Source organism: Geothrix fermentans DSM 14018 (genome assembly GCF_000428885.1).
GTDB lineage: Bacteria > Acidobacteriota > Holophagae > Holophagales > Holophagaceae > Geothrix > Geothrix fermentans.
Map to the genome: position 1 here is coordinate 169,734 of NZ_AUAU01000006.1, position 23,643 is coordinate 193,376.

17 protein-coding genes are annotated in these 23,643 nt (G+C 70.4%); 9 read left to right on the forward strand and 8 right to left on the reverse strand.

Annotated features, from left to right (window positions below; genetic code table 11):
• Nucleotides 1-6: 6 nt before the first annotated feature.
• From G398_RS0101760 to G398_RS0101770, 3 genes are read right to left on the reverse strand one after another with little or no spacing between them, the layout of a single operon-like run.
• Nucleotides 7-1,005, reverse strand: a complete 999-nt coding sequence (locus tag G398_RS0101760) for an HlyD family secretion protein (protein WP_026852314.1) — start codon at nt 1,003-1,005, stop codon at nt 7-9.
• Nucleotide 1,006: 1 nt separating this feature from the next.
• Nucleotides 1,007-2,347 carry a TolC family protein gene (locus G398_RS0101765; protein ID WP_026852315.1) on the reverse strand — a complete coding sequence of 447 codons (1,341 nt, stop codon included), beginning with the start codon at nt 2,345-2,347 and terminating at the stop codon, nt 1,007-1,009.
• A complete protein-coding gene (locus G398_RS0101770) occupies nt 2,344-2,958 on the reverse strand; it encodes a TetR/AcrR family transcriptional regulator (protein WP_026852316.1) in 615 nt (204 codons plus the stop codon). Before G398_RS0101770 ends, G398_RS0101765 begins: the two co-directional genes overlap by 4 nt.
• A gap of 166 nt (nt 2,959-3,124) precedes the next feature.
• Between G398_RS0101770 and G398_RS19100 the strand changes: the two genes are divergently transcribed.
• The 8 genes from G398_RS19100 (at nt 3,125) to G398_RS0101810 (ending at nt 15,569) form a co-directional block, all read left to right on the forward strand.
• Nucleotides 3,125-3,814 carry a CerR family C-terminal domain-containing protein gene (locus G398_RS19100; protein WP_026852317.1) on the forward strand — a complete coding sequence of 230 codons (690 nt, stop codon included), beginning with the start codon at nt 3,125-3,127 and terminating at the stop codon, nt 3,812-3,814.
• Nucleotides 3,815-3,816: 2 nt separating this feature from the next.
• Nucleotides 3,817-5,124 (forward strand): TolC family protein, encoded by a 1,308-nt coding sequence (locus G398_RS0101780; RefSeq protein ID WP_026852318.1) that lies wholly within the window; start codon nt 3,817-3,819, stop codon nt 5,122-5,124.
• 26 nt (nt 5,125-5,150) lie between these two features.
• On the forward strand, nt 5,151-6,263 hold the full coding sequence (locus G398_RS0101785; RefSeq protein ID WP_026852319.1) for an efflux RND transporter periplasmic adaptor subunit: 1,113 nt from the start codon (nt 5,151-5,153) through the stop codon (nt 6,261-6,263).
• A 3-nt stretch (nt 6,264-6,266) separates the two neighbouring features.
• The gene (locus G398_RS15460) at nt 6,267-9,467 is read left to right on the forward strand and encodes an efflux RND transporter permease subunit (protein WP_052571133.1); all 3,201 of its coding nucleotides are present in this window, start codon (nt 6,267-6,269) and stop codon (nt 9,465-9,467) included.
• Between the two features lie 74 nt (nt 9,468-9,541).
• Nucleotides 9,542-12,955, forward strand: coding sequence for a transcription-repair coupling factor (gene mfd / locus G398_RS15465; RefSeq protein WP_052571134.1), 3,414 nt, complete (start codon nt 9,542-9,544; stop codon nt 12,953-12,955).
• Between the two features lie 116 nt (nt 12,956-13,071).
• A complete protein-coding gene (locus G398_RS0101800) occupies nt 13,072-13,458 on the forward strand; it encodes a cupin domain-containing protein (protein WP_026852320.1) in 387 nt (128 codons plus the stop codon).
• A complete protein-coding gene (locus tag G398_RS15470) occupies nt 13,455-14,045 on the forward strand; it encodes a TetR/AcrR family transcriptional regulator (RefSeq protein WP_043483014.1) in 591 nt (196 codons plus the stop codon). Before G398_RS0101800 ends, G398_RS15470 begins: the two co-directional genes overlap by 4 nt.
• Nucleotides 14,046-14,138: 93 nt before the next feature.
• Complete coding sequence (locus tag G398_RS0101810; protein WP_026852321.1) at nt 14,139-15,569, forward strand: hypothetical protein; 1,431 nt, start codon at nt 14,139-14,141, stop codon at nt 15,567-15,569.
• Here G398_RS0101810 and G398_RS15475 read toward each other — a convergent pair whose 3' ends face one another.
• Nucleotides 15,570-17,012: an HAD-IG family 5'-nucleotidase gene (locus tag G398_RS15475; protein ID WP_052571136.1), complete on the reverse strand. Its 1,443-nt coding sequence runs from the start codon at nt 17,010-17,012 to the stop codon at nt 15,570-15,572.
• Between the two features lie 70 nt (nt 17,013-17,082).
• Here G398_RS15475 and surE point away from each other — a divergent pair, with 70 nt between their 5' ends.
• A complete protein-coding gene (gene surE / locus G398_RS0101820; RefSeq protein ID WP_026852322.1) occupies nt 17,083-17,889 on the forward strand; it encodes a 5'/3'-nucleotidase SurE in 807 nt (268 codons plus the stop codon).
• Between the two features lie 6 nt (nt 17,890-17,895).
• Here surE and G398_RS0101825 read toward each other — a convergent pair whose 3' ends face one another.
• From G398_RS0101825 to G398_RS0101840, 4 genes are read right to left on the reverse strand one after another with little or no spacing between them, the layout of a single operon-like run.
• Entirely contained in the window at nt 17,896-19,329 is a 1,434-nt protein-coding gene (locus tag G398_RS0101825; RefSeq protein ID WP_026852323.1) for a hypothetical protein, read from the reverse strand.
• 8 nt (nt 19,330-19,337) lie between these two features.
• The gene (locus tag G398_RS0101830; protein ID WP_026852324.1) at nt 19,338-20,768 is read right to left on the reverse strand and encodes a hypothetical protein; all 1,431 of its coding nucleotides are present in this window, start codon (nt 20,766-20,768) and stop codon (nt 19,338-19,340) included.
• A 3-nt stretch (nt 20,769-20,771) separates the two neighbouring features.
• Nucleotides 20,772-22,211, reverse strand: a complete 1,440-nt coding sequence (locus tag G398_RS0101835; RefSeq protein ID WP_026852325.1) for a hypothetical protein — start codon at nt 22,209-22,211, stop codon at nt 20,772-20,774.
• A 1-nt stretch (nt 22,212) separates the two neighbouring features.
• Nucleotides 22,213-23,586, reverse strand: coding sequence for a hypothetical protein (locus tag G398_RS0101840; protein ID WP_026852326.1), 1,374 nt, complete (start codon nt 23,584-23,586; stop codon nt 22,213-22,215).
• Nucleotides 23,587-23,643 lie beyond the last annotated feature (57 nt).

A 23,643-nucleotide genomic window follows, 5' to 3' on the forward strand; every position in this document is an offset into this window, starting at 1 on the left:
GCGGCCTCAGCGGCTCCGGGTGTCGATCTCGGCTTCCACGCTGAGGCCCAGCCGGAGCCGGCGCTCGGGGTCGGCATCGGGATCGAGGGTGATCTTCACGGGGAGCCGCTGGACCACCTTCACCCAGTTGCCCGTGGCGTTCTCGGCTGGGAGAAGGCTGAAGGCGGCCCCGGTGCCGGCCGAGAGGCTCTCCACGGTGCCCATGAAGGTCCGGCTGTCGAGGTCCGTCTTCATCCGCACGCGCTGGCCGGGACGCACCCGCCGTAGCTGGGTCTCCTTGAAGTTGGCCTCCACCCAGAGGTCCTCCTGGCCCAGGGGCACCACGGCCAGCAGGGGCTGGCCCGCGGCGACCACCATGCCCGGCTCCGCCAGCTTGCGGCTCACGGTGCCGTCGCAGGGCGCCACGATCGCGCAGTACGAACGCTGGAGCCGCGTCTGGTCCAGGGCCGCCTGGGCCACCTGGACCTTGCTCCGGCTCACGCCCAGCAGCCCCTGGGCCGCGGCCACCTGCTTGCGGGCGGCCGCCACCTGGGCTCCGGCCACCGCTTCGGCGGTGGTGACCTGGTCGTGCTTCTGGCGGGGGATGGACTGCCGTGCGAGAAGGGCGTCCATGCGCCGCTTCTCGAGGCCCGCCAGGGCCTGCTGGCTTTCGGCGGCCTGGACCTGGGCCCGGGCCTGGGCGATCTGGGCCTCGTTCAGGGCCAGGGCGCTCCGGGCCTCCGCCAGTGAGGCCTCCGCCCGCGCGATGGCGGCGTCGTAGTCGCGGGGATCGAGGCTGGCGAGGACCTGCCCGGCGCGGACGGCCTGGTTCTCCTGGACCGCCACCTGGAGCAGGGGCCCGGGGACATGGCTGGACACCGTCATCACGTGGCCCTTCACGTAGGCGTTGTCCGTGGACACATGGATCTGCCCGTGGCGCCACTGGACCAGGGCCCAGACGGTGCCGGTCACCGCCAGCGCGAGGATGACCGCGAGGGAGGCCCACTTCTTCGTCTTCGCATCCATCTCACTGCTCCCGGGGCGCGTGCGCCTCAAAGAAGGCCGACAGATCCTCGCCCAGCGCGGCGAGCAGGACGGTCTGCTGGGCGCAGGCCCGGTAGCGCCGGTCCTCGAGGGCGCTGCGGCTCTCGGCCAGCACGGACTCCGCGTCCAGCACATCCGTGTTGCGCACCAGCCCCTCCTGGTACTGGTCGCCCGCCATGCGGAGGTTCTCCTCCGCGGCGGCCACGTTGAGGCGGGCGGTCCCCACCTCGCGGAGGGACTGGCGGAAGGCCCGCAGGGCCGCGGCCGCTGCGATCTCGGCCTGGCGTTCCGCCTCCTGCAGGTCCCGGCGGGCGCGACCGGCCTCCGCATCGGCCTGCCGGACCCGGGCCGTGCGGATGCCCCCGTCGAAGAGCTTCCAGGAGAGGCCCACGAACAGGCTCATCTCATGTTCGTGGGTGAGGAAGGGATTCTGGCCATAGCTGTGGCTGGCCTCCGCCGCCAGCGTGGGCAGGAAGTCCCTCCGCCGGTACGCCGCCTGGTCCGAGACGGCCCGGGTCCGCGCCCGGGCCGCCCGCACGGCCTCGTTCCCCTCCCGCGCGCGGGCGCGGCAGGCGGCCTCGTCCCAGGGCAGATCCGGGGGGCCGGCGAGGGTCTCAGGCAGGTCCTGGGCGGTGCCGGGCGGCAGACCCATGGCCACGTTCAGGCCCTCCAGGGCCGAGGCGTAGGCGTGATCCAGGGCCTGTTCCGCATCCCCCACGGCCCGCAGGGCCACCTCCGTGCGCAGCAGGTCGTTGCGGGCCACGACCCCCTGCTCGAAGAGGGCCTGGGCGTGGCCCAGGTGGGTCTCCAGGGCCTGCCGGCGCTGGGCCAGGACGCGCTTCTGGGCCTTCAGGTTCAGGAGCGTGAAGTAGCGGGCGGCCACGTCGCTCTGCGCCTTCAGGAGGTCGGCGCCGCCGGACCGGGCCACGGCCTCCTCGCGGGCCCGGGAGGCCGAGAGGGCCTCGCTCCGCCGGCCGAAGTCCCAGAGCAGATACTGGATGGAGGCCCGGTAGCGCCAGGCCTGGCTGTCCGAGGTGGGGAACACCTGCGGCGGCACCGTGAAGGGACCGATCCGCATGGGTTGGCTCAGCAGCTCCGGGCGGTGGTCCGCGGTCCAGTAGCCGCCCTGGACCTGGACCTCGGGCCAGTAGAGGCCCTGCACCTGGGCGGTCTCCTCCCGGGCCCCGGCCAGGCTGGCGCGGGCCGACTCCGCGGACTGGGAGTGCTCGCCCGCCAGGCGCAGGGCCCGGGCGAGGCCCAGGGGCTCGCCGCCGGGCAGGGGACCCGCCAGGGCGAAGGCCAGGAGGAGGGGGGCCGTCCTCATGGCCGGGCTCCCGCCCCCTGGAGGAAGCAGGCCAGGGCGCGGTCCACGCAGGCCTGGGGATCCTCCTCGACGCCACCCCGGTGGCTTCGATGGAGGGAGGCCTCCAGCACCCCGAAGCAGAACTGGGTGAGGAACTCCGTGTCCAGATCCTGGAGCAGGCCCGCCTCCACCGCCCGCCGGAGGATGTCCTTCAGCCGATCCCGCTCGACCTCGTAGATCTCGCGCTGCCGGGGGAGGAACCGGGACTGGAAGCCCCAGTCGAAGTAGAACCGGTGGTGGATGAAGAGGGGGAGCCAGAGGACCCGGTCCTTGAAGTGGTCGGCGTACACCTGGAACATGGCCCGGAGCTGCTCCAGGGGGGGGCGGGCCTCCCGCAGGGCCTCCTCCGCCCGCGCGAAGAAGTGTTCCGACCGGCGGGTCAGCACCTGCTCGTAGAGCTCCCGCTTGGAGGCGAAGTGCTCGTAGAGCCCCTGCATCCCGATCTGGGCCTCCGCGGCGATCTCCTGCATGGTGGCCTCGTCGAAGGGCTTCCGGCCGAACACGTGGGCCGCGGCCTCGAGCAACAGGTCTTTTCTCTGCTGCTTTTCGAGATGCTTCCGATCCAGGACCATGGGGCCTCCGAATCCATATTCCGAATCTAGAATTTTAATTACGATCGTCAAGTCATCAATCAAGGCACCTCGGGGGCGATTTCTCCCTTGACTGATTCAAACGATTGATTAATTCTTGTCGATTGTTGCTCAACCGTTTGATTGGTTGACCCGTAGACGAGGGGCCATGAACGCACAGCCGACCGATGCATCCCTTGATACCCGCCAGCGCCTGATCGAAGCCGCCATCCTGACCTTCGCCGAGAAGGGCTTCGACGGGGCCGGCATCCGCGAAATCGCCCTGCGGGCCAAGGCCAACTCGGCCCTCGTGACCTACCACTTCAGCGGCAAGGAGGGGCTCTACCTGGAGTGCCTCCGGTACATCTTTACCCGGAAGGCCTGCCGCGTGGCCGAGCTGGCCGCTGCGCCCTCCCCCGAGGGGCCGGGGGCCCGGGAGGCCGCGCTCCAACAGCTCCGGAACCACATCCGCGCCTTCACGCAGGACCTCATGGCCTGCGACCCCAGCGATCCGCAGGATCCCCTGGGCGAGGCGGCCATGGCGCTCATGGCGCGCGAGATGCAGGCGCCGCGGGCGATCTCCTCGGCCCTGCTCATGGAGCAGATCCGGCCTCATGTGGATCACCTGATGGGCTGCCTCCAGGTGCTCAGGCCGGATCTCTCCAGGGACGAGCTGTTGAACATGGGCATGAGCATCCAGGGCCAGCTCCTCTACTTCCGCAATTCCCTGGGCATCGCCCGGCTCATCCGCAGCAATCCCGCCTACCCGGAGGATCTCGAGGTGGTCATCCGGCACTTCACCGACTTCAGCCTGCGTGGGCTCGGCATCCCCGAAGCCTTCCCCCAGCCGAGGAACTGACCATGCTCCTGTTCGCCCCTCCCGCCCTCCAGGCCCCGGCTCCGGCCACGGACTCCGGGCCCCGCGCCCCGCTGGCCCTGGATCTCTCCGGCGCTTTGGCCCGGGCCCGGAACGAGAACGCCATGCTCCGCGCGGCCAAGGCGCGCGTGGACGAGCGGCGCGGCCTCATCACCAGCACCCGGGCCGACGCGCTGCCGCAGATCACGCTCCTCGGCGACTTCACCCGCGCGCGGGATGTCTCCATCCTCAACAGCGGCTTCGCGGACAGCGCCGCCGCCTTCGGCCTGTCGCCCAGCTCCCTGGTGGGCGCCCGGAGCATCTACACCAGCCAGGCCAACCTCACCCAGCCCCTCTTCTACTGGGGCAAGCTGGGCACGGCCATCGACATCGCCAAGATGGGCGAGAAGGAGGCCGGCTACGGCTTCACCACCGCCGAGCTGGACACCCTCCACGGCGTGGCCAAGGCCTACCTGGCCGTGCTGAGCGCCCAGGCGGAGCAGGAGGTGGTGGAGACGCGCCGGAAGACCGCCGAGCAGTTCGTGTCGGACGTGAAGGCCAAGCTCGAGGCCCAGACGGCCACGGAACTGGACCGCCTGCGGGCTGAGAGTGAGCTGCTGGCCGTGATCCCCGAGGCGCTCCAGGCCGATGCCAACGTGAAGCGGGCCCTGGAGGTCCTGAACGGCCAGCTGGGTCTGGATCCCAAGACGCCCCTGGCCCTGACGGACCTGGGCCATCCCGAGGCCTCGGCCCGGCCCGCGGGCGCCGAGCGCAGCGAGTTGGCCCAGCTCAAGCAGCAGGAGGCCATGTACCGCGCCAACGAGAAGATCATCACTTCGGACCTGCGCCCCAAGTTCGACCTCAGCGCCAGCTACGGCTACCAGGCGGGCAAGACCGAGAACCTCTGGAAGGAGCCGTACGACACCTGGAAGGTGAGCGTGACGATGAAGTTCCCCATCTTCGACGGGCTGCGCAGCTCCGGCAAGCGGGCCCAGAACACGGCCCAGCTCGAGCAGGTGAAGCAGGCCCGCATCGACCGGGAGCGGTCCATCGCCATCGAGCAGAGCACCGCGGACCGCGAGCTGGAGAAGGCCGTGGCCCTGGACGAGGCCGCCCGCAAGGCGCACGACGCCACCGTCGAGGCCCTGCGCATGAGCCGCGAGTCCTTCGACCAGGGCCTCATCACCTCCCTCGATCTCCTCCAAGCGGAGCGGGCTGAGCGCCAGGCCGAGAGCCAGCGCCGTCGCGCGGAGCTTGGCCTCTGGTCCGCCCGCTTCGACCAGCGCCGGGCCCTGGGCCTGCCTCCTTTGTAACGAACCTGACGATTCCGGAGCCGACCATGAACCGCAAATCCCTCATTCTCTACATCGGACTTCCCGTCGCCGTGATCGCCGGGGCCGCCACCTTCCACCGCGGCAAGCGCAACGCGGAACTTGACCACCAGGCGGCCGTGAAGGCCGAGGGCACCGTGGCCGTCACCCTGGTACCGGTCCAGGAGCGGAGTTTCCGCCCCGCCGTGGCCTTCACCGGCACCCTGCTGGCCGTGAACCGCGCCGAGCTGAAGGCTGAAGTCACCGGCCGCGTGACCCGGGTGCTGGTGCAGGAGGGCGACAGCGTCGCCGCCGGCGCCGTCCTGGGCGTGCAGGACGAGGACGACTACGTGCTGGGCGTCCAGGCCGCCGAGGCCCAGGCCGCCCAGGCCAAGGCCCAGGCCCTCCAGGCCCAGCGGGACAATGACCGCTCCGTGGCCCTCCTGGAGAAGCGCAGCATCACCCGCCAGGCCGCGCAGCAGGCGGAAACCGCCTTCAACGCCACGAAGGCGGCCGCCCAGGCCGCGGACAGCAACCTGGGCCTGGCCCGCCTGCGCCTCAAGAAGGCCCGCCTGGTGGCGCCCTTCGCGGGGCAGGTGGCCCGGCGGGCCGTGCAGCCCGGCGAGATGCTGAGCCCCGGCCAGGTCGCCTTCGAGGTGGTGGACAACCGCAAGCTGGAGATCAAGGCCGACCTTCCCGCCGAGGCCATGGCCCAGGTGAAGGTGGGCCAGCGCGCCACCTTCCGCAGCCTCGGCGTGGACCGGCTCGTGGAGGGCCGCGTGACCCAGGTGAGCCCCTCCCTCTCCCAGGACGGCCGCACCCTGCGCGTGCGTGTGGAGGTGCCCAATCCCGATGGCCTGCTGAAGGGCGGCCTCTTCGTGGAGGGCGTCATCCTCGGCGAGGGCGAGACCAGGGCGGCGGCCCTGCCCTCCACCCTGCTGAAGGCCCAGGACCGCGACGCAGAGATCTTCGTGGACGACCAGGGCGTGGCCCGCCGCCACAAGGTGGTGCTGGGCCCTGAGCAGGACGGTTTCCGGCCCGTCATCAGCGGCCTGGGCCTCGGCGCCCAGGTGGTGGACAACGGCAAGGACCTGGTGGGCGAAGGCAGCCGCCTCCGGGTGATCAACGCTGGGGGGAAGTGAGCCATGTTCCTGTCCGACCTCTCCATCCGCAGGCCGGTCTTCACCGTCTGCATCATGCTGGCCCTGGTGGTCCTCGGCCTCTTCTCCGTGAAGAGCCTGGGCATCGACCAGTACCCCAACACCGACATCCCCACCGTCACCGTCTCCGTCGTCTACCCCGGCGCCAGCCCCGAGTCCGTCAAGCAGGACGTGGTGCGCAAGATCGAGGAGGCCGTCAACCCCATCGAGAAGATCAAGGAGATCAGCTCCACCAGCCAGGAGGGCCTGGGCACGCTCGTGATCCAGTTCCACCTGGGCCGCAACGTGGACAACGCCCTCAACGACGTGCGCACCAAGATCAGCCAGATCCGCCGCGACCTGCCGAACAACATCGAGGAGCCCGTCATCTCCAAGTTCGACCCGGCCCAGCTGCCCGTGCTCTCCCTCGTGGTGAAGCCGGACGCGAAGCACCCGGGCATGGATGACCGGGAGCTGACCCGCATCGCGGAGGACTTCCTCAAGCGGCGCATCGAGAACATCCCCGGCGTGGGCAAGGTGGATCCGGTGGGCGGCAGCACCCGCGAGATCCTCGTCCAGATCGACCCCCAGAAGCTGGAGGCCCAGGGCCTCTCGCTCCAGGCCGTGAAGAACGCCCTGGCCGGCGACACCATGGCCATCCCCAGCGGCAACCTGCTCCAGGGCAGCCGCGAGGTCTCCGTGAAGGTGGATGCCAAGGCCAAGTCCGTGGGCGACTTCGACCACGTGATCGTGGGCAACAAGGAGGGCCGCCCCATCGAGCTGCGGGAAGTGGCCACGGTGGTGGACGGCATCAAGGAGAAGCGCAGCCTCGCCCGCCTGGACGGCAAGGACGTGGTGGCCCTGGAGATCCAGCGGCAGACTGGCGGCAACACCGTGGCCATGGTGACCGCGGTGGACAAGGCCCTGGAAGAGCTGAAGCCCGAGCTGGCCAAGCAGGGCGTCGAGGTGGCCGTCGCCAAGGACAACGCCCGGTTCATCATCGACAACGTGGAGGACGTGAACGTCTCGATCTACGTGGGCGGCCTGCTCACGGTGATCATCGTGTTCTTCTTCCTCAAGAGCTGGCGCTCCACGCTCATCACCAGCCTCACCCTGCCGGTGTCCGTGGTCTCCACCTTCATCATCATGCGGGCCCTGGACTTCACGCTGAACACCATGACCCTCATGGGCCTCAGCCTGGCCATCGGCATCCTCATCGATGACGCCATCGTGGTCCGCGAGAACATCACCCGCCACGCGGAGATGGGCAAGGACCACGTCACCGCCGCCCGGGAGGGCACGGCGGAGATCGGCCCCGCCGTCATCGCCACCACCCTGTCCATCCTGGCGGTGTTCGTGCCCGTGGCCTTCATGGGCGGCATCGTGGGCAAGTTCTTCTTCCCCTTCGGCATCGTCGTGGCCTTCGCCGTGGCCGTGTCGCTGTTCGTCAGCTTCACGCTGGATCCGATGCTCAGCGCCGTCTGGCCGGATCCCGAGCACGAGAAGAGCGCCGATGGCCACGTGCACTACCAGGGCCGGAACCCCATCATGCGGGCCGTCGAGGCCTTCGGGCGCATGCTGGACCGCTCGGAGGTCCTCTACAAAGGGGCCATCGAGTGGGCGCTGGAGCACCGCAAGACGGTGATGGTGGCCGGATTCGGAAGCTGGGTGCTCGCCATGGGGCTTGCCGGCCTGCTCGGCAACAACTTCATGCCCGACTACGACCGGGGCGACCTCCAGGCCACCTTCAAGGCGGAGCCCGGCTCCAGCCTCGCGGCCACCCGCGAGAAGGCCCTGGCCCTCGAGAAGGCCGTCCAGTCCGTTCCCGGCGTGGCCTTCGCCTACACCACCATCGGCACTGGCCTCAACGGCACCGTGGATTCAGGCGGCATGTACATCAAGCTGAAGGAAGGGCGCCGGCCCAACCAGATCACCATCCGCCGGCAGATCCGGGAGGCCTTCCGCGCCGTTCCGGGCGTGGATGCCGCCGTGGGTGCCGCCAACGACTGGGGCATGGCCTTCCCCATCATGGTGGCCGTGCAGGCTCCGGACAGGGACGCGGTCATCCAGGCCGTGCCCCTGGTGAAGGAGGCCCTGCGCGGCGTGCCCGGCGCGGTGGACGTGACCACCAGCCTCGACAGCGGCAAGCCCGAGCTGCGGCTGGTCGTGGACCGCAAGGCCGCCTCGGACCTGGGGGTGAGCCCGGCCCTGGTGTCCCAGCTCGTGCGCCCCCTGGTGGACGGCGAGAAGGTGGCCAAGTACGAGGACGAGAAAGGCGAGCAGCGCGACGTGCGCGTGCGGCTCGCGGACCAGGAGCGCCGTCTCTCCGCGCAGCTGGCCAGCATGACCGTGCAGAGCACCAAGGACCTCGGCGGGGGCAAGCACCCCCTGGTCCGCCTCAACCAGGTGGTGCGCTTCGAGGAGGGCATCGCCCCCGCCAAGCTCCAGCGCCACGACCTCATGGAGGAGGTGGAGATCGACGCCAACTTCGAGGGCGCCACCCTGGGCGAAGTGAGCGAAGGCGCGGCCCGGAAGGTGGCCGAGCTGAAGGCCAGCGGGAAGCTGCCCGAGGGCGTGCGGGTCGAGTTCCTGGGCCAGACCCGCGACCAGAAGGAGACGGCGGGCTACATGGGCACGTCCCTCCTGCTGGCGGTCTTCTTCATCTACTTCGTGCTGGCCAGCCAGTTCGAGAGCTTCAAGCTCCCCGTCGCCATCATGGCCAGCCTGCCGCTCTCCATGGTGGGCATGGTGATGATGCTGCTGGTGACGGGCGACTCCATGTCCATGATGACGAGCATCGGCATGATCCTCCTCATGGGCCTGGTGACGAAGAACGCCATCCTGCTGGTGGACCACGCGCTGCACCTGGAGCGCGAGGAGGGCATCTCCCGCCGCCAGGCCATCATCCGCGCAGGCACCGTGCGGCTGCGGCCCATCCTCATGACCAGCTTCGCCATGATCGGCGGCATGGCGCCCCTCTTCTTCGCGCTGGGCGCCGGCGCCGAGATGCGCGCTCCCATGGCCCGGGCCGTGGTGGGCGGCCTCATCACCTCGACCGGGCTCACCCTCATCGTGGTGCCGGTGTTCTTCGAGATCCTCGAGGACTTCACCCTCGCCAAGGCCTGGGCCTGGGTCCGCCGCCGCCTCGGCCGTGAGGTGGAAGTGCCCCAGCCCGTCCGCCCCTTGGCGGAGGCGCCCGACGCCTGAATGGCCGCGAGGCATGGGCCCCCGGGGATGAAGGCTCGTCCCCGGGGGCTTCTTGAGGCATTCTGGAAGGTGCCATGACTGCTGCCGGCGCTGATCTGAGAGACCTGCTCCGCCTGGCCGAGGCACCCGCGGAGGCCCTGGCGGCCCCCGGGGCCCGGCTGCGCTGGGCGTCGCCGCCGGCCCTGGCCCTGGTGCTCGTGGCCTGGATCTCCCGCGGGGGACGCCTCCAGTCGCTCTGGGTGGACGCCCCCAGCGAGGCCGAGGCCCGGACCCTGGCCCAGGACCTCCAGGCCCTGCTGCCGGAGGCCGGCGTGGCCCACTTCCCGGGCTTCGCGGCCTACGCGGGCGGCGAGAGCAGCCCGCCGGGCATGGTACTGCGGGACCGCCTCGCCACCCTCGTGGGCCTGCTGGAGCGGCGCGTCCAGGTGCTCGTCACCGGGCCCCTGGCGGCCTGTGAGCGGCTGCCCCATCCCACCTGGTTCCAGAAGCAGAAGCTCGAGCTGAGGGTGGGCGCGGAGGTGCCGCGCGACCTGCTGCTGGAGACGCTGGTGGCCCTGGGCTACCGGCGCACGGAGATGGCCTCGGCCCCCGGCGAGTTCAGCTCCCGCGGCATGGTGGTGGACCTCTGGCCCGACCACCTGGACCAGCCCCTGCGCCTGGAGACCTTCGGCGACGAGCTGGAGCGGCTCAGCCCCTTCGATCCCGACACGCAGCGCCGCACGGGCGAGTCCCTGGAATCGCTGATCCTCTACCCCCGCTTCGAGGGCGACCGCGGCGATGGCCAGGCCCTGCTGGCCGCCGTGGCCTCCCGGGCGGACCGCACGCCAGAGCCGGACGACGACCTGGCCTTCCGCAGGGCGCGGCTGGCCACCCAGGGCCACTTCCCCGGCGAGGAGCTGTTCCACCCGCTGCTGGCCCAGCCCAAGGGCCAGCTGGTCCACTGGGTGCCGCCCTGCCTGCGCGTGCGCCTCGATCCCGCCTGGGAGGAGGCCCTGCGGGAGGCCGAGCGGACGCGCATCGAGGAGGGCCTGGCCACCCTGCGCCGGGGCGGTGTGGTATGCCCCGACTTCGAGGACCGCTTCCTTCCCGCGGATGCCAGCCGGACCACGCTCACGCTCACCGAGTGGCAGAGCGAGGCCACGGTGCCCGTCACCGTCCAGCCTCTGCGGGAGTTCCAAGGGCGCCTGCCGGACCTGGCGGAGCAGGTACAGGAGCTGGCCCTCACGGGCTTCAGGGTGGTGCTGGCCGGCTCCACGCCGGGCATGAGGGACCGCTTCGCGGAGTTCCTGCGGGACTACGACCTGCCCCAGGCCTACGGCACGGAGACGGGCTGCCGGGCCCTCCGGCTGAACCTCAGCGCCGGCGTGCTCATCAAGGAGTGCCGCCTCGCCGTCTTCACCGAGCGGGAGGTCTTCGGTCGCAAGGCCATCCAGGCCGCGCCGAAGAAGTCGCGCAGCGCGGCCTTCCTCTCGGACCTGCGGGACCTCAAGCCAGGCGACCGCGTGGTGCATCTGGACCACGGCATCGGCGAGTTCCTGGGCTTCACCACCCTCACTGTGGGCGGCGAGGAGCAGGAGGTGCTGCAGCTGCGCTACGCCAACGGGGGCCAGCTGAACGTGAGCCTCGAGCGGGCCGACCTCATGCAGCGCTACACCGGCGCCGAGGGCCACCTGCCGCCCCTGGACAAGCTGGGCGGCGCCTCCTGGGCCAAGGTCAAGCGCAAGGCCAAGAAGGCCATCCGCGACATGGCCGACGAGCTGCTCAAGCTCTACGCCCAGCGGAAGCTGGAGAAGGGCCACGCCTATCCGCCGGACGGGCCCGACATGGCGGCCTTCGACGCCAGCTTCCCCTTCACGCCCACGCCGGACCAGATCGAGGCCATCGAGGCGGTGAAGGCGGACCTGGAATCGCCGCGCCCCATGGACCGCCTGCTGGTGGGCGACGTGGGCTTCGGCAAGACGGAAGTGGCCATGCGGGCCGCGGCCAAGGTGGCCCTGGAGGGCCGCCAGGTGGCCGTGCTGTGCCCCACCACCGTACTCTGCTTCCAGCACTTCCGGACCTTCCGCGAGCGCTTCGCCGGCTTCCCCATCCGCATCGAGATGCTCAACCGCTTCGTGGATCCCGCCGAGGCCAAGCGCATCCTCCAGGAGGTGGCCGACGGCAAGGTGGAGATCGTCATCGGCACCCACCAGCTGCTGGGGGCCCGCGTGAAGTTCGCGGACCTGGGCCTGGTGGTGGTGGATGAGGAGCAGCGCTTCGGGGTGGGCCACAAGGAGAAGCTCAAGAAGCTGCGCCTCAACGTGGACCAGCTGGCGCTGTCGGCCACGCCCATCCCCCGCACGCTGCACATGAGCCTCACGGGCCTGCGGGAGATCAGCCTCATCGAGACGCCACCGAAAGACAGGCTGGCCATCGAGACCGTGGTGGCCCCCTGGAGCGACGAGCTGGTGCAGACCGCCATCCAGTTCGAGCTGCGCCGGGGCGGACAGGTCTACCTCGTCCACAACCGCGTGGAGTCCATCGTCTCCATCGCCGCACGGGTGCGGGAGCTGGTGCCCGATGCCCGGGTGGGCGTGGGTCATGGGCAGATGACCGATGAGGGCCTTGAGCAGGTGATGCTCGGGTTCATGGAGGGCCGCATCGATGTGCTGGTGGCCACCACGATCGTCGAGAACGGCCTGGATGTGCCGAACGCCAACACGCTCATCGTCCATCGGGCGGATGCCTTCGGCCTCAGCCAGCTCTACCAGCTGCGGGGCCGCGTGGGCCGCAGCGATGTGCCCGCCTACGCCTACCTGATGATTCCGCCCAAGCACGAGATCAGCGAGGACGCCCGCAAGCGCCTGCAGGCCCTGGAAGATTTCTCGGAGCTGGGCTCCGGCTTCCGCGTGGCGGCCATGGACCTGGAGCTGCGCGGCGCGGGCAACCTGCTGGGCGGCGAGCAGTCCGGCCACATCCACGACATCGGCTTCGAGCTCTACGTGAAGCTGCTGGAGGAAACGCTCCAGGAACTGCAGGGCCAGCCCAGCGCCACCTTCGAGGTGAAGCTGGACGGCCTGGCGCCCGGCGCCCAGCTCAGCCGCCGCTGGATCGACCAGGCCGCCGAGCGCCTCGTGGCCTACAAGCGCATCTCCCGGCTTCGTTCCGAGAAGGACCTCGACCTCTACCGGCTGGACCTGGAGGACCGCTTCGGCCATGTACCCGAGGACGACACCGACACCCAGCGCTTCTTCGAGGTACTCAAGGTGAAGCTCCGCGCCCAGCACCTTGCGGTCAGCGAGGTCACGGTGCAATCCGGCCGCCTCAAGCTGCGCCTCAGCCCCCAGACCCCCGTGGATCCGGCGAAGCTGATGACCTGGGTGCGCGGGCTGAAGGACGCCCAGATGAACCCCGACGGCGCCGTGCTCCTGCCCCTCCTGGGCCGGGAGGACGGCCCCGTGATCCAGGCCCAGCGCGTCCTGGCCGAGTGGGCGGAGATGGCGGGCTGAGGATCGATCCCTGTCGCAGCACCTTTTTTCGCCTGCCCGGTTGACGGGGGCCCAGGGCGGCCTATCGTGTCGCTGGACTGATCAGTCTAATCCATGAAAAAACCAAGGAGGACTGAATGAAGATCACCAAGAACGAGGTTCCCACGCGAATGCAGGTTCCGGGCGTCACCCTGCGCCAGCAGTTCGATTTCGGGGACGTGAGCGGCTACGGGAAGCTCAGCGGGGAGTTCTTCTCCCTGGCGGCCGGGGTGGACACGGCACCGCTCTTCGTGGGACTGGAGGGGGACCTCTGCCAGAGCCCCCACTGGGGCTACGTGCTGAAGGGGCGCATCACCACCACGGACGCCCAGGGCCGACGGGAGACCGTCGCGGCGGAGGACCTGTTCTACTGGCCGCCGGGCCACAACGTGAAGGTGGAGGAGGACGCCGACCTCATCATGTTCAGCCCCCAGCACGAGCACCGCCGCGTGGTCGACCACCTCATCGAGAAGACGAGGGGATGACCCGCTCGACCAAGCAGCACCTGATCGAGGCCGGGCTCCAGATGCTCCTGGAGCGCGGCTACCACGGCCTCGGCCTCGATGCCCTGCTGGCGGCCACGGGCATCCCCAAGGGGTCCTTCTACCACCACTTCACGGACAAGGAGGACTTCGCCCTGCAGGTGGTGGACGCCTATATGGCCCTGGTGCATGCGGGGCTCGACGCCTGCCTCCAGGACCGGACCCGGCCGCCCCTCGCGCGGGTGCGGGGCTTCTTCGAACTCACCCAGCAGGCCTACCGGGAGCAGGGCTACATGGGCTGCCTGCTGGGGGGCCTCGGGCAGGAACTCTCGGCTGTCAGCGAGGCCTTCCGCGCGAAGATCGAGGCCTGCTTCGCGGCCATCGCCGCCCGCCTGGCGGCCTGCCTGGAGGAGGCGCGCCAGCGGGGCGAGATCCCCGCCCGGCGCGATCCACGGGAACTGGCGGACCTGCTGGTGGACTGCTGGGAGGGCGCGGCCCTGCGCAGCCGGCTGCGGCGGGACCCGGCCTCCCTGGGGGCCATGCTGGACTTCTACCTGGGCTCCGTAGTGGAGCCCGTCCGCGGGCGCTGACCGGTGGCCGGTCCCGGCCCACCGTTCGCCGATCCCGGGGGCCGCGGGAGGCTTGAGGCGGCCTACCTTGGGGGCATCCCGAGCGGAGCCCCCATGTCCTCCTTCCTGATGTCCGAAGCGATGGCCCTCACCCGCACGGTCCAGGCCATCGCCGCCTTCCTGCTGGCCCTGGCCCTCGGATCCCTCTCCCTGCGCGCCGCGGGTCCGGAGCCACGCCCCGAATCACGCCAAGAACCACGCATCATCTCGCTGAAGGGCTTCGAGACCGCGGAGGTGCGCAGCCAGGGCTTCACCCTGCCGCGGCCCATGAAGGTCCACATCTACGCCAAGGGCGGCGGGCTGCGGCGCCTGGTGCGGGCCCACGTGGATGAGCCCCTCTTCGCCTACGGCTGGATCCTCAACGCCGCCACCCGCGAGGTGGTCTGGCAGATGGACGGGTCCAACACCAAGCGCGACTGGGAGTACCGCGTGGCGGACCGGTACCTGGAGCTTCCGGCCGGCAGCTACGAGGCCTGCTTCGCCAACCACGGCTTCGGCCAGAGCCTGCTGTTCGCCCAGTGGGCCCGCAACATCGACCGGCGCTCGGTGGCGGGAGAGCAGGGTGAGCGGCCGCGGGGCCTCCTGGCGGCTTTCGGCGCGGACCGGGCCAGCCTGCTCCGCCACTGGAAGGAGCAGGTGGGGAACTACGGCCTGGAGATCTACCTGCCGGGCGGCAACCCCGCCGAGGTGCCGACCTTCGAGGCGCCACTCCACTGGAGGAACGTGCTCGTGTCCCTCGCGGCCACCGGGGACAACGGCCACTGGGAGCAGGCCTTCCATGTCCGGAAGCCCGTGACCCTGCATGTCTACGCGGAGGGCGAGGGCAGCGGCCGGCGCATGCACGACTACGGCTGGATCCTCGACGCCCGCACCCGGACCCGGGTGTGGGAGATGAGCATGGACAAGTCCCAGTTCGCGGGCGGCGCCCGGAAGAACCGCCGCCAGGTGGAGACCATCACCCTTCCCGCCGGCGACTACGAAGCCGCCTTCGTGACGGACGACTCCCACTCCCCCGCTGACTGGAACGCCGCGCCCCCCTGCGATCCCGGGATGTACGGACTGACGCTGTCCCTGCCTGCGGACGCGGATCTGGCCGCCGTCTCGCTGACGAAGCCCATGACCTGGACGCCCCTGGCGGAGCTGGTGCGGATCGGGAACGATCAGGACCGCAGCGCGGCCTTCACCTTGGCGGGCACCCACGCCGTGCGGGTCTATGCCATCGCCGAGGGCAGCGGTGACGAGATGGCCGACGAGGCCTGGATCGAGGACGCCGCGGGGAAGCGGGTCTGGACCATGGTCTACGATCACACCCTGTTCGCGGGAGGGGCTGCCAAGAACCGGCTGGCCGATGAGGTGGTCAGCCTGCCCAAGGGCACCTACACCCTGCACGTCCGCACCGACGACAGCCACGCCTACGGCCACTGGAACAGCGACCCGCCCTGGGATGCGGAGCACTACGGCCTGACGGTGTACCCGGGGAAGTGATCAGGCGGGGAGGTTCGCCGGATCATGCGGCAGGCTGCCCCGCGGCGAACGGAAATAGGCGAAGGGCGTGGCGTGCAGGAAGTTCGACACACGGCTGGTGTAGATGTCGGCGTAGCGCTCGATCTGGCGGGTGAGGTGGCTCTTGTCATTGCCGGCCCGGGTGAGCAGGCCCCAGCGGGCGTTGACCAGCTCGGTGCCGGCCTTGGCCAGGGGCGCGATCTCGGCATCCAGGGCCACCAGCTGCCCGCGGAGGTCGTGGACGCGGGCCTCCAGGGCAGCGGCCTCGGCGGCGGGAGCGGGGCCGTAGCCGGCGTGGAGGCGCTGGAGGGCCAGGCGCGCCCGGGAGAGCCGGGCCTCCATGGCCTCCTTCTCGCGCATCAGGGCCATGAGCTTCAGCTCCGTCTCCCGGAAGGTCTCCAGGGCAGCCACCTCGTTCTCCAGCTCGCGCAGCACCAGGGCCGTGCGCCAGCTGAGGGAGCGCTTGCTCACATGCACATCGCCGAACATGTGGTCGCCCACGTAGAGGATCTCGTCCCCGGCGATGCCCAGGTCGCGCTCCACCTGGGAGGCGCTGCCGCCCAGGTAGAGGCCGCCGGGCCGCAGGGGGCCCATGAGCGGGCGCAGCAGGCCGGACTCATCCACCACCTCGAAGAAGGGCCCGCGCTCCGTGAAGAAGGCGGGCTTGCGGGCGGAGACGATCACCAGGTCGAAGAGCTGGCGCCAGGTCATGCCCTCCGGCAGGTGCCGGTCGTAGGCGTGAGCCATCATCTTCGCGGTGAAGCTCCACTCGGAGTTGGTGATGAGCAGCAGCTTCTTGCCTGCGATCTTCTGGTCCAGCAGGGCCAGGGCCGCCTCGGGGTCCTGCACCACGTAGCGCTCCGGCGCGGCGGCGATCTCGGCCTTCAGGTGCCCCTCGATGTGCTGGGCGTCCACCCGCGCGCGCACATGGCGATAGAGGCTGGCGTATTCGAAGGGGCGGGGCAGGGCGCCCTGGTCCAGCAGGTCCACGGCCTGGGCGTAGAGGCAGCCTTCCGAGAGCGAGAACAGCGTGTTGAGGAAGACCCAGCGCGGGTCCGAGAGGTCCACCAGCGTCTGCCCGTAGGCATCCCGCTGCTCGGCGAAGGTCAGCATGCTCGTGCCGTGCATGGCCCGCTTCACGAAGCCGAAGCGGTTGGCCTTCACGAGGTTGCCCAGCTCGGTGTCGATCACCAGGCCCCGGGTGACCATGCGCGGGTCGAAGGCGAGGGCGCCCGCCGGCCAGCCCTCGGAGACGAGCCGCCCCACCGCCTGGTCGTAGACCATCTGCTCGAAGGCCGCCACCCGGTAGTCCACCAGGGTGTAGTCCATGTCGTAGCCGATGGCGCGGACCGAGCGCAGGTTCAGCGTCCGGTTGCAGAAGATGCCGCGGCCGCGGGGAATCTCGGGAGGCGCGGGGTTGGGCATGGCCCAGGATATCAAGGCCAAGCGGTGGACGCAGGCCCTCTCCCGTTCCAGTCTGGGAGGCGGAGCCCGCATGACCCACCGACCCCTGTTCCTTCTCACGAATGATGACGGCATCCAGTCTCCGGGCCTGCGGGCGGCGGTCCGGGCCGTGCGGGAGCTGGGCGAGGTGCTGGTGGTGGCTCCGGCGACCCAGCAGACGGCCATGGGCCGGAGCTTCACGGGCCGGCCCGATGCAGTGCTGGAGCCGGTGCCCTTCGAGGTGGACGGCGCGGCGGTCCGCGCCTTCGCCTGCGAGGGCTCGCCGGCCTCGGTGGTGCGCCACGGCCTCCAGGTGCTCTGCCGGGAGCGGCGCCCGGACCTGCTGGTTTCGGGCATCAACTACGGCGAGAACGTGGGGAGCAGCATCGGCGCCTCGGGCACGGTGGGCGCGGCCATGGAGGCCGCCGCCCGCGGCATCCCGGCCCTGGCGGCCTCGCAGCAGATGCACCCTGACCGTTTCATGCACCATGGGGACCAGGACTGGCGCGCCTCGGAGCACTTCCTGCGCCTGTTCGCCCGCAAGGTCGTGCGGGCCCGGCTGCCCCAGGACGTGGACCTGCTGAAGCTGGACGTGCCCGAAGGGGCCACGCCGGAGACACCCTGGCGGCTCAGCCGCCTCTCACGCCAGCGCTACTTCGAGCTGGTCTTCGACGAGCCGGGCCTCCACAGCCGCCTGAAGGACGGGCGCGTCACCGTCCAGGTGGACCACGAGGCCCTGGAGCCGGATTCCGATGTCCACGCCCTTGTGCGCGAGCGCGTGGTGGCCGTCACGCCCCTGAGCCTGGACGCGACCTCCCGCGCCGATTTCGCGGACATCCACCGGGCCCTGGAGGGCTGACCCGGCTCAGGGCCTCCGGGTGGCGAGGGCCTGCTTGGCATTGGCGAGGATGGCCGAGACGATGGCCTTCCGCTGCTCCAGGAGGTCGAGGAGGTCGGGGGAGGGGCCCACGGTCGTCCGGCCGTCCTCCTCGCCGAGGTCGCGGCGCGCGGCAGGCAGGAGGAAGAACTGGCGGCCGCTGTCATGCTGAACGGCCTGGAGGCCCTCCGTGGCCTGGCGGTTCGCCGCCTCCCGCTCCTGGGAGTCCCCGGCCTGCCGCAGCTTCCGGATCTCCAGGTCCATCCGGAGGAGGGTCTTCTCCAGCCGGGCGATGAAGTCCTCCGTGGCGGCGGTGGTCTGGGTCTGGAGGTGGGTCCCCAGTCCCTTCACCTTCCAGTCCACGAGGGCGTCATTGAGGGCCAGGGCGAGGGTTGTCTGGGTCGCGTCCCCGGGAGTGGCACCGAGGAGGAACCCGAGGGGATCCGGTGTCCAGGGCTCGAGTTCCAGCCGGGCGAGGCGTCCGGACGCGGGATCCCAGGCCACCTCGCGGATGCGGGCGGCCTGGCCGCCCAAGGGGAGGACGCTGCCGGTGGCCTGGGCGATCCTGGGAAGGTCGTGGGTGCTTTCGGGCCTGTCGGGCAGCGCCCCCGGTACCGGCGCGACCGGCCAGAACTCGAGCTGGGTGGAAGCCCCTGGGCGGGAAGGGCCCACCACATCCCAGGACCGGCCGGCCCACACGATCCGCACGGGCTGGTAGGCGGGCTGGTCCCGGCGGAGGGCGAGGAGGCGGACGGGGGCCTGTTTCAACCAGGGACCGGCCTCCAGGGGAAGCGGCCCGTCCGCATTGAAGGTGGCCGGAAGGTCGGTGGGCGTGCCGGTCCGGGCCTTGGCCCAGGTGCCGGTTCCGAAACGCTTCACGAGGAACACGCGGCTGGGCACGTAGGCGGAGAACCAGAAGGCATCCCGGTTGGAGAGCCGGTACTGGAACAGGAAGACCCCGAGGCTCAGGTCCGGCTGGTCCGGGTTGAACCGGGCGGGCAACTCCATGAAATCGCCCACGCTCCAGTTGTGGACCCGGTCCATGCCTGGTTCTTCGCGGATGGCGGTGATCCGCGCCACGTCCGTGTCGCCTCCTGGAGCGGAGACGATCTCCACCTCCAGCCCGTGGTCGTAGGGCCCCAGGCCCGCGGGCCCCTCCACGCGCAGCGACCGCCAGCGCAGGCGGCCCTGGGCATCGAAGCGGGTGGGGACGACGGCGAACCGCCCGAGGTGCGTCGTCAGCATGGCTCCGGTGAAGGGGGCCCCTGGAAGCTGGGGACCCCAGGCCGCTGGCATGGGCTCCTCCCGGAGCTCCCCCGGCTTGGCCACCGGGGGGTACGGCGGGACGGGCTTCTTCCAGCCTGCGGCCAGGGGGAGCGACAGGCAGGCCGTGAGCAGGAGGGAGGCGGTTCGGGAGGTCATGGGGGTCCTCACAGGGGTGGTACTGCGGAGCCCAGCCCCTTGGGCCTGGCCTGGACGGGGATCAGGTCCTCTGGCTTCACGCCGAGCTGGGCGGCGATCTGGGCGCGGCTGATCTGGAGGTCCTTCACCACGGCTTCGATGCGGACCTTGAGGGCCTTCTGCTTCTGGAGCAGGAGGGCCGTGTCGCCCTGCCGCTCCAGGATGGCGCCCCAGCCGTCGATCTCGGCGGCCAGGTCGATGGAGGTGCCCACCAGGGTCTTGCCAACCTGCCAGTGCAGGCTCACGGGCTCCAGCTTCGAAGAAACGTTCTGCGCGTTGGTGGCGATGAAATCCACGTTCTTCATGAGGCTGTGCTTGGCCTGAACCCAGTCGAGGGCCTGTCCGGCGGCATCATAGCGGTCGGCGAGGGTGCCGGCGAACTCGGAGAAGTCGTTGATCTCCGAGAGGGACTGCACCGTCTGCCCCCAGAGCTTGGGGTTCTTCTGCAGGCGCTTGAGCCCCGCGGCGGTCCCCTTGGGCAGGAGGACATCGGTGAAGAGGCTCGTGCCGCGCTCCATGCAGGCCTGCGTGGCCTGCTCGATGCGCCAGCCCCAGTAGTCCATCTCCCGCTGGATGGCCCGCCCTTCGGACCCCTGGTCCCGGGCCTGGCGGCGGAGCAGGTCGAGCCGGGCCTCCAGTTCGTAGAACCGCTGGCCCAGGAGGCGCAGATCCTGGTTCTCCTCCATCATCGCCTTCAGGCGTGCCTGGGCCGCCTCGCGGCGCTTGAGCAGGTCGTCGGGGGACATGGGCGAGGTGCGCTTCGTCCCGTTGGCCTCGCGCAAGATGCCGGGAGTGAAGGTCTGGCTGCCGCTGAGGTCCACCACGGGAACGGGATCGCTGAGGGCCGCGGCCAGCCCGCCCCCGCCAGCGGGCGGCCTGCCGGTGTCCCAGCCGTCGGACAGGGAGGCCCGCAGGTCCTCCATGCTGGCCTGGTTCAGGGAGGCCCGCTGCTGCCGCTGGCGCTCGACCAGGGCGCCCATCCGCGCGGAGTAGGCGCCGGCCCAGGCCTGCAGCTCCGCCTGCTCCCGCCGCAGGGCCTCCTGCCGCTCGGCCTCGATGCGCGCCAGCTCCGCGGGGTCCGGCCCGGAGGGCCCCGCGGGTGCGAAGGCCTGGGCCAGCAGGCTGCCGAAGATCCCGCCCAGGAGCGAGGCCGCCTGCTGGTTGGCCGTGGGCTGGCGGTGCACGGTCTTGGGTCGGGAGGCCGGCGGCCGGACCTTGAAGGTGGTGCCGACCTTGCTGCGGTCCACCTTCCCGCCGCTGAGGGCCTCCAGCTGGCTGAGGGCGTCGGTGCCCTGTCCGGAGGACGGCTTGGGATCCGGCTTCTCCCAGTGGAGGCCGGCCTGGGCGGAGAGGACCAGGGGGAAGGCAGAGGCGGCGAGGAGGATGGTGAGGGGCCGCATGGTTCACCTCCGGAGGCTGGCGAGCGCCTGCTTGGCGCTGCCGAGGACGGCCATGAGGATGGCCTTGCGCTGGTCCAGCAGATCGGCGAGGCGTTCGCTCTCGGTGGCAGGTGGAAGAGCGGCGGGGGCAGGCTGGCCTTCCTTGGCGGCCAGCTCCGCCTGGGCCCTGCGCTCGGCTTCGGTGCGGACGGCGGCATCCAGGCGGGAGCGGATGCCCTTCACCTCGAGGTCGAGGGCGAGGAGACCCTTCTCGATCCGGACGACCAGGGCCACGGCGGCCTTTGCATCCTGGGAGGCGAGGGCATCGGGCAGGCTGATGGTCTTCCATTCCAGGAGCGCGTCGTTCGCGGCCTGTTCCAGGGACTCCCGCAAGGGTAGACGGGCCAGGGATCCAAGCTCCGAGGCGAGGGTCCGGCCAGCGAGAAGCGTCGGGAAGTCGGCCTTCCAGGGCTCGAGGATCAGCCGGGCCAGGCGGCCGCTGGTGGGGTCCACGGAGAGGGCCTGCAGGTGGTACCACGCCCCTCCGAGGTGCAGGGCCTGACCGGCGGCGAACCCCTCGGGAGGTTCGGGATGGACTTCGGCAAGGCCTCCTTCGAACATCCCGGTGCCGGGATCGGTTTTCCAGAATTCCAGGGAGCCGGGCAGGCCGGCCTGGTTCCCCTTGGGTGGCCGGTGGGGGAGGCGCACGGCCCAGAGCTTCCGGCCCTCCAGTTCCAGTGGCAGCGGAGCATGGGTGGGGGTCTGGGAGCGGAGCTTCAGCAGGGCCCGCCAGGGCTCGGGGGTTGCGATGGCCTTCTGGGCCTCCGGGTCCGGCCCTGCGTTCACAAGATCGGCGTCATCCGGCGCGGGGGGCTGCTCGATGCGGCGGTTCCGGATGGTGTAGGTGCGCTCGCTGGGACCGAACAGGAGCGGCAGCTTGATGGTCTGCACCTCGATGGTCGGGCTCTGGGTGATGTGATAGACGAGGGCGGCCACATTCCAGTCGAAGGTCGACTTGTCCACGGACTTGATGCGGGTCAGGGCGTACTTGGATTGATCCAGACCGGCCTCAGCCGCCGCCGACCCCTTCGGAGGGGGCGTGAAGTGGAAGTAGTCCCGGTACCAGCTCCAGTGCAGGGCGTTGTTGTCCGCCGGCCGCTTCATGGCGGCCGAGAAACCGAGGCTACGCTCCAGTCCGGAGCGGTAGGGGCCCCATCCGGCGGGGCCGTCGATGCGGTAGACCCGCGCCTGGGGCTTGAGCGTCACGGGGTCGAAGGAGAGGGTGGTCAGCAGCTGCTTCCCAAGCGAGGTGGTCACCACCAGCCCGTAGGCGGGGCTGCCGGGCGCCTTGGCGGTGAGGGCTGGCGAGGCAGGCTCCCAGATGACGAGGGGCGCTGGTGCCGGCTGGGCGCCGAGCAGGGAGGTCAGGGCCGCGCACGCGAAGACGGTGCGGATGGATCTCATGTCATCTCCGGAGGTTGGCGAGCGCCTGCTTCACGTTGCCGAGGACGGCCATGAGGATGGCCTTGCGCTGCTCGAGCAGGTCGGCGAGGCGCTCAGTGTCCTCGGCCGAAACCGCCGGTCCCTTTGGTGCCGCCTGCCCGCGCTTCGCGGCGAGCTCCGCCTGGGCCTTGCGTTCGGCTTCGGCCCGGGCATCCGCGTCCAGCCGGGTGCGGAGACGCTTCACCGTCAGGTCGAGGGCCAGGATCCCTTTCTCGATGCGGATCACCAGGTCCTCGGCGGGGTTCACGGCCAGGGATGGCAGCAGGCCGGGCAGGGTTCGGGTCTTCCACTCGATCAGGGCTTCGTTGCCGAGCTGCTCCAGGGCTCCCAGGTCCGCGGTCGACGCGCTGGGCCCCAGGTCGCGGGCCGGGAGCTCGCCGCCCAGGAGCGCGAGGGCATCGGCTTTCCAGGGCTCGACTTTGAGCTTGGTGAGTCGCCCATTTCCAGCGTCGAGGGCGGCCTCGGCGACCTGGAACCACCGACCCTGGATTTTCAGGATGCGATCCTGGAGGCGGCCGTCCGATGGCTCAGGGACGAGGAACGCAGGCCGTACATACCCCGATCCGGAGGCCGGGTCCGAAGCCCAGAACTCGAGAACGATGCGGCTCCCATCGGTCCCCGGATCGGGATGCGGGTTGGGCACGCCCCGCACGACCCAGCAGCGCGCTCCCCCGAGGTCCACCGCAAGGGGGGTGAACCGCGGAAGGGCGGAGCGCAGCTTGGTGAGCTCCAACCAGAGGCCCTGGTCGTTGAAGAGAGGCTTCATCCAGGCGGGGAAGTCCGGGACCAGGGTGCAGTCCGTCGGATCGGCGGGCGGATCCTGCTTGCGGAGGACGAGGTGGAAGACCTTCTCCTTGCCGGATCCCCACCCCTTGACCTTTCGTGCGAGCAGATCCGCCTCCGGCCGGTTGGACAGGTAGGCGTTCACGGTCTGGGTGTCCCACTCGAAGGTCTTGCCGTCCACCTTCAGCACCTGCCAATTCGAATCCAGGCCAGCCGCATCCGCCGGACCCCCGGGAGTGATCTCGCGGGTCAGGAATTTCGGACTGACATCTCCCTGGATGGACCAGAGGAAGACTCCGGGGCGATAGGGCCCGAGGCCAGCCGGCCCGACCATGCGGTAGGTGTTGGCGAGCCCCTGCTGGTCGTTGAAGCGGAGGTTGGTCCAGAGAAACTGGCCGAGAGGGGTGGCCAGCCGGAGGCCATAGCTGGGCTGTCCCGGGGCCTTGGCAACCAGGGCTGCCGGAGCCGGGTGGCGGGTGATGCCCTCGGGCAGGGGGGGCGCTTCGGGCTGGGGAGCCTGGGGCAGACAAGCGAGGAGGGCGGCAATCAGCATGGAGCCTCCGCTGGACATGGAACGGATCGGCAAGCTGGAGCGATGATTCAGGTTCCA

What these genes read in the sequence shown, in the direction of transcription:
- G398_RS0101800 (WP_026852320.1), top strand. Translation starts at nt 13,072, where the DNA reads ATGAAGATCACCAAGAACGAGGTTCCCACGCGAATGCAGGTTCCGGGC.
- G398_RS15470 (WP_043483014.1), top strand. Translation starts at nt 13,455, where the DNA reads ATGACCCGCTCGACCAAGCAGCACCTGATCGAGGCCGGGCTCCAGATG.
- G398_RS19100 (WP_026852317.1), top strand. Translation starts at nt 3,125, where the DNA reads ATGAACGCACAGCCGACCGATGCATCCCTTGATACCCGCCAGCGCCTG.
- G398_RS0101830 (WP_026852324.1), bottom strand. Translation starts at nt 20,768, where the DNA reads ATGCGGCCCCTCACCATCCTCCTCGCCGCCTCTGCCTTCCCCCTGGTC.
- G398_RS0101840 (WP_026852326.1), bottom strand. Translation starts at nt 23,586, where the DNA reads ATGCTGATTGCCGCCCTCCTCGCTTGTCTGCCCCAGGCTCCCCAGCCC.
- G398_RS15475 (WP_052571136.1), bottom strand. Translation starts at nt 17,012, where the DNA reads ATGCCCAACCCCGCGCCTCCCGAGATTCCCCGCGGCCGCGGCATCTTC.
- G398_RS0101765 (WP_026852315.1), bottom strand. Translation starts at nt 2,347, where the DNA reads ATGAGGACGGCCCCCCTCCTCCTGGCCTTCGCCCTGGCGGGTCCCCTG.
- G398_RS0101810 (WP_026852321.1), top strand. Translation starts at nt 14,139, where the DNA reads ATGTCCTCCTTCCTGATGTCCGAAGCGATGGCCCTCACCCGCACGGTC.
- G398_RS0101780 (WP_026852318.1), top strand. Translation starts at nt 3,817, where the DNA reads ATGCTCCTGTTCGCCCCTCCCGCCCTCCAGGCCCCGGCTCCGGCCACG.
- G398_RS0101835 (WP_026852325.1), bottom strand. Translation starts at nt 22,211, where the DNA reads ATGAGATCCATCCGCACCGTCTTCGCGTGCGCGGCCCTGACCTCCCTG.
- G398_RS15460 (WP_052571133.1), top strand. Translation starts at nt 6,267, where the DNA reads ATGTTCCTGTCCGACCTCTCCATCCGCAGGCCGGTCTTCACCGTCTGC.
- mfd (WP_052571134.1), top strand. Translation starts at nt 9,542, where the DNA reads ATGACTGCTGCCGGCGCTGATCTGAGAGACCTGCTCCGCCTGGCCGAG.
- G398_RS0101785 (WP_026852319.1), top strand. Translation starts at nt 5,151, where the DNA reads ATGAACCGCAAATCCCTCATTCTCTACATCGGACTTCCCGTCGCCGTG.
- G398_RS0101760 (WP_026852314.1), bottom strand. Translation starts at nt 1,005, where the DNA reads ATGGATGCGAAGACGAAGAAGTGGGCCTCCCTCGCGGTCATCCTCGCG.
- G398_RS0101770 (WP_026852316.1), bottom strand. Translation starts at nt 2,958, where the DNA reads ATGGTCCTGGATCGGAAGCATCTCGAAAAGCAGCAGAGAAAAGACCTG.
- G398_RS0101825 (WP_026852323.1), bottom strand. Translation starts at nt 19,329, where the DNA reads ATGACCTCCCGAACCGCCTCCCTCCTGCTCACGGCCTGCCTGTCGCTC.
- surE (WP_026852322.1), top strand. Translation starts at nt 17,083, where the DNA reads ATGACCCACCGACCCCTGTTCCTTCTCACGAATGATGACGGCATCCAG.